We start from the raw sequence: 17,948 nt of genomic DNA on the forward strand, positions 1-17,948 counted from the left end.
TATTAAGATGACATAAGAAAGGAAGGGTCACTGTGACAGTAAAATTTAATACTGTTAAATTGATGGATATCGATTTTATCAATATATCCAGATACTCATTTTTAAAACATATCGTCTATCCGTCTATTGAACAACAGAAAAAATGTTTTATCGTCACTGCAAACCCGGAAGTTGTTATTGCAACCCGGGATGATCCGGACTTTAAAACGATAGTTAAAAGTGCTGACTACGTGCTTGCTGACGGAATCGGTGTAGTCAATGCATCGAAATTAATCGGCAATCCGCTAAAAGAACGGGTAACTGGTGTTGACCTGATGTACGATCTGCTGAAATATGCAGATATTAATAAAAAACGCGTATTCTTTTTAGGTGCCAGTGAAGAAGTGAATATTAAAGTGGCTGAAATTGTTAAAAAAGATTATCCCGGCCTGATTATAGCGGGCAGGAAGAATGGCTATTTTAATAGATATAATGACGATATTGCTGATTACATTGCTGGAACGAAACCTGATATTATATTTGTTGCGCTTGGCGCGAAGCGGCAGGAAGGCTGGATACACCATTATTTGGAGAAATTCGATAAAGGTATATTTATCGGTGTCGGCGGCAGTTTCGATGTGCTGAGCGGACAGCTCAAACGGGCTCCGGCTATATGGATTAAGCTGCAGCTGGAATGGCTTTACCGCTTAATTAAAGAACCTCACAGAATGAGACGGGATCTAAAAGTACTGGAGTTCATGCTGCTGCACGTCCCGGTCATTAAAACAATTATGAAGTGGCTCGGATTCTCAAAGTCCAAGCCGAGATCAAACAGGGACGGCATACGCTAAAGTATTTATGTCCGGCCTCTCTTTTATGGTAAGATATTTTTAAGTTTCAACACATCATGAAGCGGGGGAGATCAAATGACCGGAGAAATGATATTTGTCGGACTTGTCATTGTATTAATGTTAATAGGCTTATCATTTGAAGTAATCCGTGCGGATTTCTTAATATTTTTAGTTCTGGTTATTTTTCTGATTACCGGCGTGATTAGCAGCGAGCAGGCTTTAAGCGGCTTTTCAAACGAAGGGATGCTGACTGTACTGCTCTTGTTTATCGTGGCCGGTGCAATTCAAAAACACGGCATAATAGAACTTGTCGTTTACCGGCTGCTTGGCAAAGCTGCCAATGTGAAGAAGAGTATGATTAAAGTAATGCTGCCGGTCGGTCTCTCTTCGGGTTTTCTTAATAATACTCCGATAGTCGTTGCCTTAACACCGATAATTAGAGATTGGGCGTTCGATAACGGCTACAGTCCATCTAAATTCCTGATTCCTTTATCTTATATGACGATTTTAGGCGGAACGATTACCATGATAGGGACGTCGACGACTCTGGTTGTACACGGACTGCTGGTTGGTGCGGGGCTCGAGGGTTTCTCATTCTTTACTTTAGCTGCAGTAGGTGTGCCGATTACCGCAGCGGGCTTAATTTACTTGCTGACATTAGGCTATAAACTGCTGCCGGAACATCTTGGAGCTAAGGAGCAGATTAGCCAGGAAACAAAAGAATTTCTTGCAGAAGCCATAATAGAAGATAAATTTGAACACGAAGGAGAGACTGTTACCAAGCTCGGCCGGGATGTTCTGGATGGAATCTATGTGATTGAAATTATAAGAAATAACAGCAGAGTCTATCCTGTCACAGGCGAGACTAAAGTGCTTGCCGGCGACCATATCATTTTTTCCGGTTCTCTGAATACTATAGGGAAAATCCAAAAATTTAAAGGTGTCACTATTAAAACAGGTACAGAACTTACGCTTGATGATGTCGTTAATAAAGACAGTCATCTGATTGAAACAGTTGTCTCGCATAACTCATCGCTGTTAAATAAAACGCTTAAAGAGGCGAATTTTAAAACGCGCTACGACGCCGGTGTTATTGCGATTCACCGAAATAATCAGCGTATTAAAAGCAGGGTGGGAGATATCGTTTTAAAAACAGGGGATACACTGCTCCTCCTTGCGGATAATAATTTTATTAATATGCACAAATATTCCGGAGATTTCTACGTGGTCAATGATGTTGCTCCGCCTGAAAATCTCAATCAGGATATGAGAAAAGGCTGGGTCAGCTTAATCGCTCTGGTTTCTATGATTCTTGTAGTGACCTTGGGCTGGTTCACAATGCTTGAAGCTATGATGATTCTTGTTGTGCTCCTGATTGGTTTTAGATTTATTTCACCGAATGAAGTGAAGAAATTTGTACAATTTGATGTTATCCTGCTGATTGCGAGCGCCTTTGCCGTCGGTGCTGCAATGACGGAATCGGGATTAGCACAATATATAGCAGGCGGACTGACAGCACTTGCAACGCCGTTCGGAATCCTCGGTGTGCTTTTCATTGTGTATCTCGTCACGAATTGTTTTACTGAAGTCATTACAAACAGCGCAGCAGCAGTACTGATGTTTCCGATAGCACTTGAAGTTGCAGATGCGATGAATATTGAGTATATGGGTTTGATAATTACTGTAGCAATTGCCGCATCAGCAAGTTTTATGACGCCGATCGGCTATCAGACGAACTTAATTGTTTACGGACCCGGCGGTTACAAATTTAGTGATTATATAAAGGTCGGTGCACCGCTTGCTCTGATAACGATGTTTATCGCGTGTTTTATTATTTACTTTGTCTGGTATTAGCTGACTTCAGGAAATGAAATATTATATTTCAACGAGATTACAACTGTGTTACAATACTTAATGAACGAAATGAAAAGTCATTGTATGTGAGGTCCTAACTTGAGACAAATATTATTATCAATATTTGTATTATTTCTATTCGGATGTAATCAAAACGATAAATTTTCTAAAGCGGAAGATTTATCGACAGTTGCTAAAACACATTTCACTGCAAGTAACTTGGTTATAACGGCATCAGGAGATACTGCAAATAATTCATCGAACAGTACAGCTGATAACAGCAGATACGATACTGAAAATTTACTGAAAAACAATATAAATGATTCTAAACAGTCAGACAGCGCAGAGTTTGAATTACTTCTCCGGCAAATTAACGAAACTCATGACGACATATTTAATATATGGGATGATAACTTCCTTCCGCTTTATAATGCGTATCAGTTTGATGAGCTGGAAGTGGAATATGCAGCTGATGAAATTACGAATTTAAATGAAAGCTATATAGCTCTTCAGGAAGAAGTCCGGATTATTCCAATCCCTGATAATTTACCGGAAAATGTACGCCACCGTGTTCAGGAGATAAAAGACGATCTGCTCCTTGCAATATCCAACCGGTCACTCGCTGTCATCGAATTTAAATCAATGCTCGGCAGTGACGAAAAGTCTCATCAGGCCTTGATGGATATTCACATCGCAAACAGCAACCGCTACTTAAACGAAGCTAAAGAAGTTAATGCGGAACTCGTCCTTAAAAATGAAAAGCTGATTACAGTTAAATAATTAAAAACACTGATTATCAGTGTTTTTTTATGTTTAAAATGCAGTGAAGCGGGAAAATTAATCATTAGAATCATATTTACTTTACAGGAGGAATTAATTTATGACCAAAAAAGTAGCTGTTATCATGACGGATTTTGTCGAAGATATTGAATACACTAGCCCTAAAGAAGCTATTGAGGAAGCAGGGCATGAAACGGTGCTCATTTCTCCGGACGGTTCAACTGTGGAAGGTAAAAAAGGCGGGAAATTTGAAGCGGATAAATCTATCGGAGAGGTAACGCCATCTGATTATGATGCACTGTTAATCCCAGGAGGATTTTCACCTGATGGTTTACGCGGTGACAAGGAAGACCGATTTGGCAAGTTCGCCAAACATTTCCTGGAAGAAGACAAACCGGTATTTGCAATTTGCCATGGGCCTCAGCTTCTGGTAGATACTGATTTATTAAAAGACAGAAAAATTACAAGTGTTAAAAATGTTAAAAATGATTTGATTAATGCGGGAGCGAACTGGGAAGACAGCCCGCTTGCGGTTTGCGGCAATCTTGCTACGAGCCGGACACCTGATGATTTAGATCAGTTTAACGCTGAAATTAAAAGACAATTAGGTTAAAAGTAAAGGCTGCAGCGGAATTCCGCTGCAGCCTGTTATTTAATTATTGTTCTACTGTGATTGTACGTGCAGATGCAGAAGGGTCGCCGAAACTGTCGAATACAGCATAAGCTATAGTATACTCACCGGGAGTTTCATTATCAACTTCTCCTGAAATATACAGCTGGTTGCTGATATCTGTGCCATCGACGTCGAGAACCCGAACACCGTCTTTTGGATTAAATGATTCGCCGGTGTTTATAGTTAAGTCTTCAGTACCGCTGAAAGATACAGAATTTCCGGTCCCTGAAGAAGTATTTGAGCTCTTGTCTGAAGAGGATTTACCAAGCTGTTCTTCAGTCGGAGGAACCTGTGGTACAGAGTCACTCTCGGAAGCGGAAACGGTAACCTGGCGGACATGCTCATAATAGCCGCCGCGTGAATTTTCTACGCGGTAAGTTACACTGTATGTACCGGGACTTTCAGTATTTACGGAATTGTTTGTCACGTTTATACTGCTGGTAAGATTTCCATCCTCGCTGTCAACTGCGTATACACCGGCCAGAGGGTCAAAAGTATCGCCGGTTTGAACATTAATATTACCGACACCTTTTATTGCAGGTATACTGCCGGAGTGGGCGATGATTTCATCTTCCATTGTGGGGCCATCATAGTTTTCGTAAGCCTGATCTGTATTGTTTTCAGTTTCTTCGACATTTGTATCTATAAAATCACTGATAACCGGAGCAATCGGGAGTGCACCAATCATAAATTTTACTAGCGTATTTGCATTCATTTATTACACCTCTGAATTTACAGTACTTTTTTTAATTTTAGCATATTGCAGACAGAACGACCAAGAATAGTTCGGATAGGGAGAGAAGATATTTGACCTACATATTATTAATAGCAGGTTTCGTATTACTTATTAAAGGAGCAGGATATTTTGTTGACGGCGCATCGGCAATAGCGGGGAAATTACATGTGTCTCCGCTCATTGTGGGTCTCACAATTGTTTCTCTCGGCACGAGTGCTCCGGAAGCAGTCGTCAGTATTATTGCGGCTCTGGAAGACAACGGTGATATGGTCATCGGGAATGTTCTGGGAAGCAACATCATCAATATCTCTCTGATGCTCGGTGTGACAGCGCTGATTTCTCCAATGATTATCGAACGGGAAACACAAACTCGTGAAATTCCATTTTCACTGGCAGCAGCAGTGCTGCTGATTATTTTTATGTCAGACCGTTTTTTACTGTCTGCTGAATCCAGTGAAATCGGACGATTAGACGGTGTGCTGCTCTTAGCGGGTATTGTTTTATTTTTATATTATATATTTGTAAAAGCCCGCCGGACTAAAGAAGCAACTTTAGATGATGAAGCAAAAAAATCGGGAAATGATTCAAGCTGGTTTAAAAATATCGCCCTTTTTGTAATTGGGCTCGCAGGCATTATATTCGGCGGTAATCTGGTCGTTGACAGTGCCTCAACGATTGCACTTTCTCTCGGTATGAGCCAGGCACTTGTCGGACTGACCATAGTGGCAATAGGTACATCGCTGCCGGAGCTGACAACATCTATTTCTGCTGCCAGAAAAGGCGAGGCTGGGATGGCCCTTGGCAATCTCATAGGCAGTAATATTTTTAATATATTATTTGTACTCGGGATATCCGCGGTAATCAGTCCATTAAGTGTCAGTGATTCGCTATTTGCAGACGTATGGATACTCATTGCCATATCCGTTATTCTGCTGATTCTGGCTTTATGGAAAGGCAGGCTGTCACGTCTTGGAGGCGGAGTGCTTGCTGCTTTATATTTAGTTTACCTCGTTTACATTATTTTAAGAGGATAAATTCGTGAAAGCTGCAGGGAAGAAAGCTTGGCAAATTAGAAAATCCGTATATTCTACTCCTAGGAGTAGAATATACGGATTTTATTATAGATATTATTTTTCGTTATGCCATTTAGCAGCCAGCAGCGTGTTGTTCAATACCATTGTGATTGTTAACGGACCGACCCCGCCAGGTACTGGTGTAATGTAGCTTGCTACTTCTTTGGCACTGTCAAAATCAACATCTCCGACTAACTTCTCATCGACTACAGTATTACCCACGTCAATTACGATTGCGCCTTCTTTTAAGTCAGAGCCTTTAATCAGACCCGGTTTACCTACAGCACTTACGACAATATCGTAATTCTTAAGACTCGAAACCATATCTTTAGTGCGCGAGTGCATCAGTGTTACTGTTGCATTTTCATTAGTTAATAATTTAGCGACCGGCTGTCCTACAATATGAGAACGTCCGACAACAGCTACAGTTTTACCTTCAAGCGAACCTGTGTGCTTTAACAGCTCCATAATACCGAGCGGTGTACAAGGTACGAAAGTGCGCTGGCCGGTATAAAGGCGGCCGATGTTAATCGGACTGAAACCATCTACATCTTTATGCGGAGCAATTGTTTCCAGCACTTTATTTTCGTCTACCTGCGAAGGCAGCGGAACTTGTACAAGAATACCATTTACTTTATCATCGTTATTCAGTCTTTCAACTTCCGCCAGTACATCTTCTTCTGAAGTATCTTCATCGAGATGGACGATAGAAGACTCCATCCCTATTTTTTCAGCCGCTTTGTTTTTAGAACGTACGTAACTTAAAGAAGCGCCATCATTGCCTACAATTACTACTGTAAGATTTGGTACAATCCCCTGTGATTTTAACTTTTCAACTTCGCTTTGTAATCCTGCACGGTAATCTTTAGCGATTTCCCGCCCGTTTAACAATTCTGCAGTCATTAAAAATTCCTCCCTAAAATTTTGTCTATTTCATTATCTCGAAAATCATAAGAAAAAGCTATAGATATAATATGATATCCGTCCCAAGAAATTAGTAGTGTTTACCTATTTAAGTTATACTAATGTTAAGTTCATATTACATAAGTGTGACATTATGAAAGGGGAATAATTATGAACGTTGCAGTGATTGGCAAAGGCGGCAGAGAGCATGCCATTGTCAAGATGTTGGCAAATTCAAAAAGCGTTAATAATATTTACGCAATACCGGGAAATGCAGGTATGCGGGAAATATGTGAAGTAATGTACCGCGTCAATGAAGATGACTTTGATGCGATTGCGGGAATTTGTATTGAAAAACAAGTGGATTGGGTCGTCATAGGGGATGCCGGGCCACTATCACTTGGGCTGGCAGATTTTTTAATTGATGAATACGGACTGACTGTTTTCGGGCCGCGTAAAAAAGAAGCCCGTATGGAAACAAGTAAATCTTTTACAAAAAATTTGCTTAAAAAATATAATATTCCTACAGCCGATTTCAAAGTGTTTGAAAGTTACGACGAAGCAAAAAAATATATAGAATCGGCAGTACCGCCGTATGTTATAAAAAAAGACGGTTTGTCGGAAGGCAAAGGAGTCGTCATTGTAGAAAACACAGAAGAGGGTTTAAAAGCGCTGGAGCAACTCGCAGTGCTGTCTGATGAAGATGATGTGATGGAACCGCTGCTGATTGAAGAATATTTACAAGGTGAAGAATTTTCATTAATGGTCATGGTTAATGAAGATTATACGCACACATTTGAAGTGATTGCCCAGGATCATAAGAGCGCCTTTGGCAGAGGCGAAGGACCTAATACCGGCGGCATGGGGGCTTATGCACCTGTCACCCATATCAGTGAAGCAGTCAGGCTGGAAGCCATTGAAAAAATTATAAGACCGACAGCAGAGGCGATGGTTAAAGAGGGGCTCAGCTATTTTGGAGTACTGTACCTCGGCGCTATGATTACTGATGACGGTGTTAAAGTACTTGAATACAATGCGAGATTCGGTGATCCGGAAGCGCAGGTGCTGCTTTCTATGATAGAAAGCGATTTTGCATGCATCCTCGAAAAAGTGCAGAGGAAAGAACCGCTCAGCATTGAATGGAAAGACGGTTACACTGTCGGTGTGATGCTCGCGACAGAAGGTTATCCTTATGAGTATAAGCGGGGTATTGGAATTGCATTTACAGATGAAATAATGGATCGGAGTTTTATCAGCGGGCTGGCGCAGACCGAAGAAGGTGACTACATTTCTTCAGGCGGCCGGATTATGCTCGTAACAGGAACCGGCAAGACGATTGAAGAAGCTCTGAAAGCAGCCTACAGCAGCGTTGAAGAAATACAATTCGATAAGAAAGAAATCTTTTACAGGACTGATATCGGTCATCGTGCGTTAATATCAAAATAAAAAAGAGGTCGGCTGAAAGCCGACCTCTTTTACATGAGTATAGAACAATTAAATGATATAATTATTCCTTATCATACGTGATTATGTGCGTGAAAATCTAAGTATATTGTTCGAAAGTTTTTAGCTGATATCAATATTATAATTATTATCTGTTATAAGATATATAACCGGAAAAATTAAATTTAAACATCAATATGCTGGAGAATGATTTTTATACCTGGATTTTATATAATAAATACGATTGAGGTGACAAGATGATAAGTAAGTTCAGAAATCGCAGTGAAGTAATTATAAGTTTTATACTCGGTGTATTTTTTATAGTATTAGGTCTTTTTATTTTGTTTAACACCGGTCAGATTAAAAATGAAGAAGTACCTGTCGAAGAAGATAAAATCGAAACTGTTTTTGATTTAATTAATGCTTTCTTCGTCGAGGTATCGAATATACTGTCCATGATGATTGGAGGATTTCCGATTATTGCAGGTATACTGATTATTCTGTTTGGCCTGTTTATGTTTAAGGTTGGCTCGTGGATTAACACAACGACTAAATACGACGTGCCGCTGACCTTTTTCTTTATCGGTTTATCGCTGGTACTGTTTGTCGTGACGACTATATTAATGACGCAGGTTTACGGTCTGTTTGCCTTGCTGTTTCTAGTCGCTTTTATTATTCATTTACTGTTCAGTGTATTTAATGAATATTTAAATCCCGACCACCGCAAAGAACATTATATGATTATTCTGCTGTTCTATGGTATTGCATATTTCTTTACACAGAATGCAGTCTATTCAAATATAGAGTCAACAATATCTCCAACAGATGTGCTGTCGATTAACTTGTTTTTTGCACTTGTCTGGATATCATCGTTCATGGCTCTATGGGTTGGAGTTTTCCTGCTGAAGGCGAACAACCTCCTGAAAAAGCCGGCGGATGGGCAGCCCGAAAAACTGTCGCGTTTAAATAAAAAGAAAAGCAGCAAAAAAAACTTTGCTCCCGACAAATATTTAGGCTTTTCACAGAAACTGTATGATTTCCGCAACAAGATTCTGGATAAGCTGAAAGAATTCTTTGAAACGGATCTGCCTTCCTGGTTTAAAGTCAACTATTTAGAAATACTATTTGGGATTATCGTACTGATTTTCGTCTTTTTAGAATTTAATAACCGCAACGGTGTATTCGTCGAAGGTTACTTCAAATTGAATCAGATGCAGACGATTTACGAATGGGTTAATTTGTTTATTACTCTGATGCTCGCAGTTTTATATTTAGTGTTCACCATTATGAATCTGGTAAAAAAACGATACTATCACAGACAGATGATCGTCATTTTCATACTTTGGCTGAATGTGACAGTCAGTCTGTATATCACACTCTTTAAAGATGTCGAGCTTTCACTGTTTATTTTACCGTTCAATGTATTACTAGTATTTCTGCTGACACCACTTTTATTCATCAGCATATTTAAGGAATTTAAAGGGGAAGATAAAAATGAACCGGATAGAAAAGTATAACTATAACGGCCGTACCGATGACGAAGCTGTTCACGAGAGAATTCATCAGGTTATTAAAGACTATAATGGAGAATCCGGCGTGCCGGTCATTACAGGCTTCAGTTCAGATGAAGGTGTAAAACGCAATAAAGGCACGGTCGGTGCAGCAGAAGGACCGTTTAAAGTCCGTGAAAAAATGAGTTCCTATGCATTCATGAATGATTTATACGATTTCGGGACAATTATAGGTACAGAAAATTTGGAGCAGTCACAGCAGAGTCTCGGAGATGCTGTGTATGAGATTTACAAAAATGACAGTTTTCCGATTATTATCGGGGGAGGTCATGAAACGTTTTATGGACATTATTTAGGTGGGAGACAGGCATTCAGCGGCAAGATCGCCATTTTAAACTTTGATGCTCACTTAGATCTACGTGACGAAATACCATCATCTGGAACCATGTTCCATCAGATTTTATCTGCGGATCAGGAAGCGGATTACTATTGTCTCGGCCTGCAGCCGCAGGGAAATACAAAAAAATTGTATGATACAGCTGATAAATTCGGCGTCCGGTATTATACGATTGATGAAGTCAGAGAAACCGATGCCATTGATAAGGTAGCAGAACAGCTGGAGAATTACGACGCTGTGCTGATGACTTTATGTATGGATTCAATCCAGCAGTCGGCATCCCCGGGTGTGAGTGCGCCGAGCCCGAACGGTTATACTCCTTTAGAAATTCATAAATTGATAAGCAGGTTCGCAACTCTTCCAAACCTTAAAAGTTTTGATGTGTCGGAAGTATCGCCGCCGCTCGATATTAACGATCAGACAAGTGCTATGGCTGCAAGCATTATCCATAAGTTTTTATCAGTCAGAGCATCATTTTAAGTTCTAAAAATTTAAAAACGGGTATAGCATATAATATAACTTTTTAATAAAGGAGTATTTAACTATGACCGGACCATTAACAAATACACAAATTGATGAACTGGAAAAAGAAGCCCGTGAGCTGGTGAAATCAAAAGCAGGAAGATCTGCCTTAGCGGCAGCTTTGCCTATACCGCTTCTCGACATTGGTACAGATATGAAATTAATGAATGAGATTACCGGTGACATTGAAGATATATTCGATATCACACATGATGAAGTATCGAAATACACCGATGATATGAAAACGAGAGCTGCTGTAATGATGTCCAGTGCCGGCGGGGAATTTGTCGCACGGAAAACTATCGGTTACGCAGTGAATAAGCTAGGCAAGAAAAACAAAAAAGCAGAGGGACGTTTCGGAGTAGTACCTCTGGTGACTCAGGGTTCAACAGCATTAATCAGTTATTTTCTGATGAAAAAGCTTGGCTATGACCACATTGATAAATGCGTAGAGTATTTAAAATCTAAAAATATAGACAGTTCTGTGCATGAATCCTAAAAGTGGTGTAAAATAAGTGTAATCATTGAGAAATCCACACTTAAAGGAGAAAACATAATGGAAACAAAGTCATTTCTAATTATAGACGAAACGGGTATTCATGCACGCCCGGCAACAATCCTGGTGCAGACAGCAACAAAATTCGAATCGGATATCGAACTCGAATATAACAGTAAAAAAGTTAACTTAAAATCAATTATGGGTGTAATGTCATTAGGAGTAGGCAAAGGTGCAGAAGTAACCATTTACGCGGACGGCAAAGACGAGGAAGAAGCAATTGAAGCAATTTCCGAAACTTTATCTAGCGAAGGACTGACTGAATAATGCCAGAAATTATTACAGGTTTAAAATTGAGTGAAGGAATCGGCTTTGGAAGCATATTTATTTCAAAAAGAACAGATATCGAAGCCTCGGACAGAGAAATCGATGCTGATCAAATTGAAGAAGAAATATCAGCATACAAGGAAAGTATTCAGGAAGCTCATATCCAGCTGCGGAAACTTCGGGAAAATGTCGGCGAACACCTCGATGAGGACAGCGCAGCAATTTTCGATGCGCATATTATGATGCTGGATGACCCGGGTTTTAATGAGCATATTATTAACAGCATCAATAACTTTAACAATGCTGAAAAAGCGATTCGGCTGGCCGGTGAAGTGTATATTACGAAATTCGAATCACTCGATTCGGAGTATATGAAAGCACGGGCACTGGATGTTAAAGACATTTGTATGCGTTTAGTAGCAAATGTTCAAGGTGTGCAGCTGACGGATTTAACGCACGTGGACGAACCTGTAGTAGTCGTTGCAGATGAATTGACACCATCTGCTTCAGCACAATTAGACAGTAAGTATATTAAAGGTATCATTACAGCAGCAGGGGGAATGACCAGCCATTCGGCTATTATTGCCCGCAGCTTAAATATCCCGGCCATATCGGGTGTGCCGGATATTCTCTCTAAAGTGACGCACGGAGAGGATATAATTATCGACGGTTTCGAAGGAGATATTGTGCTTTCGCCGACAGAGGTTGAAATGGCGGCTTATAGTGAAAAGCAGAAAGCACAGGAAGAACGGGAAGAAAAATTAAAAGATTTAATCGGTAAAGAAACAAAAACGCTCGATGGCATTAATATCGGCCTCTATGCCAATATTAAAGGACCGGAAGATCTTAACGATGTCAGCAGCAACGATGCAGAGGGCATTGGACTTTACCGTACGGAATTTCTTTATATGAACAGGATGAATTTGCCGTCCGAAGAAGAACAGTTCGAAGCATATAAGGCTGTACTTTCGGATATGGATGATAAGCCGGTAATTATCCGGACACTTGATATTGGCGGAGACAAGGAGTTATCTTATTTAAACTTGCCTAAAGAAAGTAATCCATTCTTAGGCGAGCGGTCCATCCGTTTTCTGTTAAAAAATGAAGAAATTTTTAAAACACAGCTGCGTGCGCTTATACGTGCGAGCGAACACGGAAACTTAAAAGTAATGTTTCCGATGGTCACTACAATCGACGAGTTTAATAGAGCAAAAGCACTGCTGATAGAAGAAAAAGAAAAATATGAAGCTGAAATCGGCAAAGAACTGAGTGAAATTGCAGCGGGTATTATGGTCGAAACTCCTTCTGCTGCAATGATCAGCGATCAGCTAGCTAAGCACGTTGATTTCTTCAGCATCGGATCAAATGATTTAATTCAGTATACGATGGCTGCGGACCGTTTGAATGAACAGGTGAGTGATTTATATCAGACTTATCATCCAAGTGTACTCGGTCTGATTAAAAAGGTTATCGACAGCGGCCGGAATAATAATAAATGGGTGGGCATCTGCGGTGAAATGGCATGCGATCATAAGTCTATCGCGCTCCTGACAGGATTCGGCATTGATGAACTGTCAGTCAGCCCGAAAAAAATTCTTGGAATACGTGAATATATCTCCGAAATTAAAAAAACTGATATGGAACAGCTGAGTGAAAGTGTATTGTCATGTGACAGTGCAGAAGACGTTCTGTATTTAATTGAAGAACATTTAAACTTAACTTAATCTTAAATATTGTATAGTACTCTGGACATGTAGAAGGTTTCTACATGTCTTTTTTACAAAAAGTGAAGGGAAGTTAATTTATGCATCAACAAAGCCGCAGACCGGCCGTTCTATTTTTATCGCTGTCTATCTTTGCATGGGCCTTATTTGATTTTGCAAATACGATTTTTTCCGCCAATATAGTTACCTTGTTTTTTCCTCAGTACATAACCGAAATAATTGGAACAGATGCGCGGCTTGAGCAAATATCTTCAACAGTAATTGCCTATGCCAATGCTGCCAGTGCTTTGTTTCTGATCTTATTTTCGCCCTTATTCGGAGTACTGATGGACAGGTCAGGTAAACGAAAAAAATATATCATTATATTTACACTGCTGACAGTCGGGGCCTCTGTACTCATGGGGCTTTTCGGCGGCATGAATACCGGAATGATATTCGGCATTCCGAACGGTTTATTTTTAACGATACTGCTGTTTGTATTTGCTAAATTTACATACAGTTCAGGGAACGTATTTTACGATGGCATGCTGTCATCGCTCGGCAGCAAAAAAGAAGTGCCTCTAATTTCCGGATTCGGTGTAGCACTGGGATATTTAGGTACTTTATTCGGCATATTTTCCGTTTTAATTATAATTGGAGACAGCAGCATTCATAATGCCTTCTGGCTGAGCGGTATTTTATTTCTGCTGTTTGCTCTGCCTTTATTTTTCATTAATAAAGATCCTGAACAGAAGGTAAAAGTGAAGCGGCCATTTTTAAAAGGATATAAAGATATTTATTATACTTTTAAAGAAGCCAAAAAATATCCTTCGATTTTCTTTTTTATGATTGCTTATTTTTTTATTAATGACGCTCTTGCAACAGCAATCGCAATGATGCAGCCGTATGCAACAACCGTTGTCGGCTTTGAAGCAAGTGCTTTTTTAATCATTTTTATGGTCGCAACCTTATTCAGTATTGCGGGAGCTCTGGTCTTTGGGTTTATCAACCAAAAATACGGCTCCAAACCGACATTCAGCATCATTGGACTGCTTCTTGCTGCTGCTATTATTATTGCGGCACTGCCGCTTCCGATGTGGACATTTTGGATTGCCGCCAGCTTATTCGGTATAGCGATGGGATCTGTCTGGGTAGTTTCAAGAACTATTATTATCGAGCTGTCACCGGAAGGCAAAGAAGGACAGTTCTTCGGTTTATTTGCCTTCAGTGCGAAAATGAGCGCCATCGCCGGACCGTTTATTTACGGTACAATCACTCTGGTATTGAGTGATTTCGGCACCGCTGCATCGCGGACTGCGATAACGAGTTTGCTTGTGATGGTAATAATCGGGTTGTACTTCCACAGCAGAGTAAAAATACCCCGAAATCAGGCGGTTTAGAAACTTAGAGCTAAAGCATGTTAATTTATTCACAAATATGTCACTAAATTTTAAACCTAAGCATTTAATAGATGACGGTAAAACAGTTATAATGGTAGGTACGAATATGGGGTGAGTATAAATGGATGAGGTATTAATTGGACGCCTTTTAACCGGAATGACTTTAAGCTTTCATATAATTTTTGCTACTATCGGAGTCGGTGTTCCAATAGTATTTATGGTCCTTGAATTTTTAGGACTGAGAAAGAAAGATGCACAGTATTTAACGATGGCACGTCGTATCGCAAAAGGTTATACGGTCACCGTTGCAGTCGGTGTTGTAACCGGGACGATAATCGGCCTGCAGCTGTCCTTGATATGGCCGGACTTTATGAGACTCGGCGGTCAAATTATAGCATTGCCGCTGTTTATGGAGACCTTTGCGTTCTTCTTTGAAGCAATATTCCTCGGAATATTTCTATACACTTGGGACCGGTTTAAGAATCCCTGGTATCACTGGCTGTTAAATATACCGATTGTTATCGGTTCGACTTTGTCGGCGGTTTTTATTACGACGGTGAACTCATTTATGAATACACCGGCAGGATTTGACTTTGAAGGCGGAGAACTTTTAAATATTGATCCGATTGCCGCAATGTTCAATCCTTCTTCATGGGTGAGAGTATTCCACGTTGTTGTTACAGCATATATGACGATTGCTTTCCTGATGGCGACAATCAGTGCCGTTAAACTGCTCAGATCGTCACATAAAGAAGATAAAACATATCACAAAAAAGGCTTAAAAGTGATGATGTCAATCGGAGTAATTATGGCAGGATTGACACTGCTGGCAGGAGATTTAACAGCGAAGTTCCTGCACGAACACCAGCCTGAAAAACTTGCGGCTTTTGAATGGCACTTTGAAACAGAAGAAAATGCAGATTTAGTACTGTTTGGTATTTTAGATGAGGAAACGCAGGAGATTAAATATGAACTGCGTATTCCACGGGCACTCAGCTTCCTCGCAGGAAATTCATTCGATACTGAAGTGACAGGACTGAATGATATACCGGAAGATGAACATCCGCCGCTGATTATCCATTACTTCTTTGACTTAATGGTATTCTTCGGAATGTACGGGCTCGGTATCGCTGCTGTATACTTTATCGTTAAATTTACTAAGCGGTGGACGAAAATACACGAGCACCATCCGGCACTTCTCTATATGTACGCCCTCGCCGGTCCGCTCAGTTTCCTGGCGATAGAAGCAGGCTGGTTCTTAGCAGAAATGGGACGCCAGCCATGGATTGTAAGAGGCTATATGAGAGTGTCTGAAGCGGTGACGCAAGCAGACGGTTTAGGTATTACGCTGATAGCTTTTTCACTCCTGTACATGGTGCTCGGAGCGACATGTATATATGTGCTGCTTAGAATGTTTAAAGGCAAATCAGCTGAAGAAGATAAATTAAACTGGTATGGAGAAACCGGCATTATATCGAAAGGTGAAGGAGGTCAATTGCCATGAGCCCAGATTATGAGATTATCGGTGTAACTGTACTCTGGACCTTTTTATATCTCTATGTCATCATCGCATCGATTGACTTCGGTGCCGGATTCTTTAACTTTTATTCAAAATTGACAGGTGATGATAACATCATCAGTCCGATTATTTCACGGTATTTAAGTCCGGTATGGGAGACAACAAACGTCTTCTTCGTCTTTTTCTTCGTTGGAATTGTCGGGTTTTATCCGGACACAGCATATTATTTAGGTACGACCTTATTAATTCCGGGGTCGATTGCTCTGATACTGCTGTCGATACGCGGCTCATATTATGCGTTTAACTCATATAACCGGGAAAGCAAGCTGTCGTGGTCAGCCTTGTACGGTGTAACAGGACTTCTTATACCGGCGGCGCTGTCGATTGCACTTGTCATTTCAGAAGGCGGTTATATAGAAGAAACTGCCACGGGCATCGATTTAAACTTTGAAAATTTAATTTTCAGCACTTACGGCTGGTCGGTTGTCTTTCTCGCAATTATTTCAGTGCTTTATATTTCGAGCGGTTTTCTAACGTTCTATGCTGCAAAAGCTGAGGATAAGAAAGCAAGTGAATTAACGAGAACCTGGTTTTTAATCTGGACCTTGCCAACGCTCGTGATTACCCAGTTTACGTTCTTAGGACTGAGACAGCATAACTATGAACACTTTATGAGTGCTCAGAATTACTGGTATTTATTTGGACTGAGTCTTCTTGCAATGCTGATTGGGGTCTTCTTAATCTGGCAGCGCCGCAACTACGGTACAGCTTTCATTATGATAATGCTTCAGTACGGATTTGCCTTTTACGGCTACGGAATCAGCAAGCTGCCGTACATTCTTTATCCGTATATAAACATTAATGATGCTGTTGTTAACGAAAATATGGCATTTGCATTGACAGTCGTCTTCGTATTAGGTTTACTATTATTAATTCCATCATTATTCTTGCTGGTAAGACTGTTCTTATTTGATAAGGATTATGTGAAAGGGAAGAAAAAATACTAGTAACATACAGGATAGGTTGATACTATGAAAAAAGAAATAGCAGTCATCGGACTGGGCAGATTTGGCGGAAGCATCGTCATGGAACTGAGTGAAATGGATGTGGATGTCCTCGTTATTGATACGGACGAAGCACGAGTCAATGAATATCAGGATTATTACTCTGAAGGTATTATTGGAGATTCAACAGACGAAGCAATGCTGAAAAGTATCGGTATTGATAATTATGATAATGTCATCGTTGCTATCGGAGATAATATCCAGGCGAGTATTTTATCGACATTGATTTTAAAAGATCTAGGAGTTAAAAAAGTAACAACTAAAGCTCAGAATTCCTATCATGGCAGGGTACTTGAAAAAATCGGCGCAGATATAGTCGTCCATCCTGAACGGGATATGGGGCGAAGGATTGCTCACAGACTCGTATCCTCATCTGTTGTCGAGTACCTTGAAGTATCGACCAGTCACTCGATTATTGAATACAGTGCGAACGCAAAACTGGAGAACAAGCGTATAAGCGATTTAAATATCCGAGAAAAATTCGGTATCAGTATTATTGCAATCAACAGAGATAATGACATTATCGTGAGTCCGGATCCTCAGATCAGCATCCTTGGAGGAGATATACTGATTCTTATAGGCAGTGATCAGCAGCTAAACCATTTCGAAAAAGTTATGGAGCGGCTTAAATAAATACAGTAAACGTCAAACAGCACCTCTTGGAGAAAGGAGGCGCTGTTTTTATTATAAGAAGTAATAATTAGTGCTGAGTGACAG

Annotated in this window: 17 protein-coding genes; 15 read left to right on the forward strand and 2 right to left on the reverse strand. The window is 40.3% G+C overall.

The window, feature by feature from the left end; translation table 11 throughout:
• Window positions 1–32: 32 nt before the first annotated feature.
• From DFR63_RS11425 to DFR63_RS11440, 4 genes are all read left to right on the forward strand, one after another.
• Entirely contained in the window at window positions 33–830 is a 798-nt protein-coding gene (locus tag DFR63_RS11425; protein WP_245954185.1) for a WecB/TagA/CpsF family glycosyltransferase, read from the forward strand.
• Between the two features lie 75 nt (window positions 831–905).
• Window positions 906–2,684: an SLC13 family permease gene (locus DFR63_RS11430; protein ID WP_115886078.1), complete on the forward strand. Its 1,779-nt coding sequence runs from the start codon at window positions 906–908 to the stop codon at window positions 2,682–2,684.
• A gap of 99 nt (window positions 2,685–2,783) precedes the next feature.
• Window positions 2,784–3,464, forward strand: a complete 681-nt coding sequence (locus DFR63_RS11435; RefSeq protein ID WP_115886079.1) for a hypothetical protein — start codon at window positions 2,784–2,786, stop codon at window positions 3,462–3,464.
• Between the two features lie 100 nt (window positions 3,465–3,564).
• The gene (locus DFR63_RS11440; protein ID WP_115886080.1) at window positions 3,565–4,077 is read left to right on the forward strand and encodes a type 1 glutamine amidotransferase domain-containing protein; all 513 of its coding nucleotides are present in this window, start codon (window positions 3,565–3,567) and stop codon (window positions 4,075–4,077) included.
• Window positions 4,078–4,120: 43 nt separating this feature from the next.
• Here the strand turns inward: DFR63_RS11440 and DFR63_RS11445 are convergent, their stop codons facing one another.
• Window positions 4,121–4,852, reverse strand: a complete 732-nt coding sequence (locus DFR63_RS11445; RefSeq protein WP_115886081.1) for an immunoglobulin-like domain-containing protein — start codon at window positions 4,850–4,852, stop codon at window positions 4,121–4,123.
• Between the two features lie 92 nt (window positions 4,853–4,944).
• On the opposite strand from DFR63_RS11445, the gene DFR63_RS11450 reads away from it, so the two are divergent.
• Window positions 4,945–5,907, forward strand: coding sequence for a calcium/sodium antiporter (locus DFR63_RS11450; protein ID WP_115886082.1), 963 nt, complete (start codon window positions 4,945–4,947; stop codon window positions 5,905–5,907).
• Between the two features lie 93 nt (window positions 5,908–6,000).
• On the opposite strand, the gene folD is transcribed toward DFR63_RS11450, so the two are convergent.
• Window positions 6,001–6,849 carry a bifunctional methylenetetrahydrofolate dehydrogenase/methenyltetrahydrofolate cyclohydrolase FolD gene (folD, locus tag DFR63_RS11455; protein WP_115886083.1) on the reverse strand — a complete coding sequence of 283 codons (849 nt, stop codon included), beginning with the start codon at window positions 6,847–6,849 and terminating at the stop codon, window positions 6,001–6,003.
• A 171-nt stretch (window positions 6,850–7,020) separates the two neighbouring features.
• Here folD and purD point away from each other — a divergent pair, with 171 nt between their 5' ends.
• The 10 genes from purD to DFR63_RS11505 all read left to right on the forward strand — a co-directional run bounded on the left by purD (window position 7,021) and on the right by DFR63_RS11505 (window position 17,864).
• The gene (gene purD / locus DFR63_RS11460; RefSeq protein ID WP_115886084.1) at window positions 7,021–8,295 is read left to right on the forward strand and encodes a phosphoribosylamine--glycine ligase; all 1,275 of its coding nucleotides are present in this window, start codon (window positions 7,021–7,023) and stop codon (window positions 8,293–8,295) included.
• Window positions 8,296–8,549: 254 nt separating this feature from the next.
• Window positions 8,550–9,809 (forward strand): lipoteichoic acid stability factor AuxA, encoded by a 1,260-nt coding sequence (gene auxA, locus DFR63_RS11465; RefSeq protein ID WP_245954186.1) that lies wholly within the window; start codon window positions 8,550–8,552, stop codon window positions 9,807–9,809.
• Window positions 9,787–10,680 (forward strand): formimidoylglutamase, encoded by an 894-nt coding sequence (locus DFR63_RS11470; RefSeq protein ID WP_115886085.1) that lies wholly within the window; start codon window positions 9,787–9,789, stop codon window positions 10,678–10,680. Before auxA ends, DFR63_RS11470 begins: the two co-directional genes overlap by 23 nt.
• 64 nt (window positions 10,681–10,744) lie before the next feature.
• Complete coding sequence (locus DFR63_RS11475; RefSeq protein ID WP_115886086.1) at window positions 10,745–11,221, forward strand: hypothetical protein; 477 nt, start codon at window positions 10,745–10,747, stop codon at window positions 11,219–11,221.
• A 57-nt stretch (window positions 11,222–11,278) separates the two neighbouring features.
• A complete protein-coding gene (locus DFR63_RS11480; protein ID WP_115886087.1) occupies window positions 11,279–11,545 on the forward strand; it encodes a phosphocarrier protein HPr in 267 nt (88 codons plus the stop codon).
• The gene (ptsP, locus tag DFR63_RS11485) at window positions 11,545–13,269 is read left to right on the forward strand and encodes a phosphoenolpyruvate--protein phosphotransferase (protein ID WP_115886088.1); all 1,725 of its coding nucleotides are present in this window, start codon (window positions 11,545–11,547) and stop codon (window positions 13,267–13,269) included. The genes DFR63_RS11480 and ptsP overlap by 1 nt, the downstream gene beginning before the upstream one ends.
• Window positions 13,270–13,349: 80 nt before the next feature.
• Entirely contained in the window at window positions 13,350–14,648 is a 1,299-nt protein-coding gene (locus tag DFR63_RS11490) for an MFS transporter (protein ID WP_115886089.1), read from the forward strand.
• A 121-nt stretch (window positions 14,649–14,769) separates the two neighbouring features.
• On the forward strand, window positions 14,770–16,152 hold the full coding sequence (locus tag DFR63_RS11495; protein WP_115886090.1) for a cytochrome ubiquinol oxidase subunit I: 1,383 nt from the start codon (window positions 14,770–14,772) through the stop codon (window positions 16,150–16,152).
• Window positions 16,149–17,174, forward strand: coding sequence for a cytochrome d ubiquinol oxidase subunit II (locus DFR63_RS11500; RefSeq protein ID WP_115886091.1), 1,026 nt, complete (start codon window positions 16,149–16,151; stop codon window positions 17,172–17,174). The genes DFR63_RS11495 and DFR63_RS11500 overlap by 4 nt, the downstream gene beginning before the upstream one ends.
• 24 nt (window positions 17,175–17,198) lie before the next feature.
• Complete coding sequence (locus tag DFR63_RS11505; RefSeq protein WP_115886092.1) at window positions 17,199–17,864, forward strand: potassium channel family protein; 666 nt, start codon at window positions 17,199–17,201, stop codon at window positions 17,862–17,864.
• The last annotated feature ends 84 nt before the right edge of the window (window positions 17,865–17,948 follow it).

Source organism: Jeotgalicoccus halotolerans (assembly GCF_003387165.1).
GTDB classification, from domain to species: Bacteria; Bacillota; Bacilli; order Staphylococcales; family Salinicoccaceae; genus Jeotgalicoccus; species Jeotgalicoccus halotolerans.